The organism is Paraglaciecola marina, assembly GCF_004360155.1.
Lineage (GTDB): Bacteria > Pseudomonadota > Gammaproteobacteria > Enterobacterales > Alteromonadaceae > Paraglaciecola > Paraglaciecola marina.
Genome location: NZ_SAIS01000059.1, coordinates 1 through 2,070 on the forward strand (window position 1 = coordinate 1; position 2,070 = coordinate 2,070).

Sequence of the window (2,070 nt, forward strand, 5' to 3'; positions counted from 1 at the left end):
TACTTCAGACGAACTATTTAATACCAATATCACCAATGTCAGTACTGCCAATGCCATCGTTTTGCAGATAGCTGCGGGAGAAGACATTACCTCAGAAGAAATGTTATACAGCGCACAAGCATCGGTGAGCGGTGAATTAATTTTGCCTCTGGCAACTGCAATTAAGTTGGTGATTGATTATGCCGCCGATAACCCAGAGTTGGCTTTGCCTGACGGTATACTTGATACTTTTGAATTAGTCTCTAACCAAGCAGACGTAGCTGCTTACATCGCCAATGCTCTAGAAAATGCAGCCGATAGCTATGCCGCAGCCGAAGCGGAGATTCTGACAGATAGCAACTTATTAGATATCAGCCTAGATGAAACCAGTATCGCAGGTACTTACTACTTTCTATCACCAAATGGTTACTATGGCGAAGGAAGCCAGTTGACTCTGAATGAAGATGGAACCGGTGTAGAACTATCCTTGTTACGCGATGATACCAATTCTGGTGAAACCGAGTTTACTTGGGCAGCGTCTGACACTGGACTGACACTGACCTATGTAGATCCTGAAGTCACCGTCAGATATGTCGTAATAGTAAATGGGGTAAACATAGAAGATAACGAAAGCCAGATATCTAAAAATATCGCGCTTATTGCCGAATTTGCAGATTCAATGATAGTGAATACCACTGACACTTCACTCTACGAATACCCTAACGGAGAATTATCATCTGTAGAATATGCGTCTGACCCAGAAAGTAAAACTCTGTACAAGTCTTCGGCAATTCAAAGCACTGCTGGTGTGTTAGAGATGGGGATTGAGTATCTACTCTCCGTCCCAGAAGGCCACGAAACTTTACTCGATGGGCAAGGTGACGACTATATCGACATTTATACTTACACCTATAAAGCAACCTTTAGTGGCGACCCGGCATCTGGTGGTAGCGCAGTGTTACAGATCCCAAGCACAATTCATCAAGGCAGCACAGTTTATTATGAAATAGCAACCACTTGGTCAATTGCAGAAAGTGGCCAACTAATCATAGAAAATGACGACATTTATATTGAAACGTCCGTCTTATATTCGGTAGACGAAGACGTTTTAGTATCGTCGGTATCATATGAACACTTATCATCAGGTTCAATCAAAGCTGACACTGGCCCTATTATCAAAAAAATCGATACTTGGACTCAAGAATCAGTGGTAGGTATTTACGCCTGGGATATGGATGAGTGGATCAATGTTTCAGATGGTTATGAATCGGAGTTTTGGCTAGAAGTAGATGAAGGTGGCACGGGACAGCAAGTAGGTGCATATAAAGCTCAAAATGACGAGTGGACATTTTCTTACTCTAGCTTTTTATGGCAGCTTGATGACAATGGAGTGTTATCAATTAGACGCTATGCAGACCCTGATAGTGACGACTATTGGTGTACGCCTACAAACTTTGATCCTAGCCCTCAAGAAGAGTGCAACTTAACACACGAACGTTCTATAGAATTGTACGCTTTGAAAGACGTAAATAGTGAATCTCGAGCTTATGTTGTGCATTCACATAAGAGTTTTGATGATCCTTCGGCTAGATACGATGCGCCCGATTACACTGATCATATTCTTACTTACACTGACTATACCGCTGAATACTGGTTAAAATTAGACGAACGCCCAGTTAATACAGCCTTATCCAAGGTATCTTCTCAAAGCAAAACACCGCTAGAATCAAAGAGCATAGCGCTGACGAGAGAACAAATACTGAAGGCGCTCCAAATGCAAGGGGCGACCTCTAACTAATCCTTATCAAATATTTGAGCAGCTAAATTATATGGCTGCTCAAATTTTTAACATGCGTTTAAAAAATTAAAATGGAGCTTTAAAATGGAATTCAATATAAAAAAGAGAAAGCCCTATCGATCTCAGATAGTATTTTTAAGTAAAGCCTTTTTAACTGGAATATTGCTCAGCAGTTGCGGCGGTTCGAGCGGCACAGGTGAGTCACCTGACGTTCCTACTGTCACCAATACTGCGCCTTCTGTGACCACTGATAATGTCTCAATAACAGAGCTATCCGAGGTCACGCTAGCCGC

2 protein-coding genes are annotated in these 2,070 nt (G+C 42.0%); both read left to right on the forward strand.

Annotation, left to right across the window (positions count from 1 at the left end):
• The coding region (locus tag EOK74_RS20895) for a hypothetical protein (protein WP_166638818.1) at nt 1–1,777 on the forward strand (1,777 nt) is incomplete at its 5' end.
• 84 nt (nt 1,778–1,861) lie between these two features.
• The coding region (locus EOK74_RS20620) for a hypothetical protein (protein ID WP_133472010.1) at nt 1,862–2,070 on the forward strand (209 nt) is incomplete at its 3' end.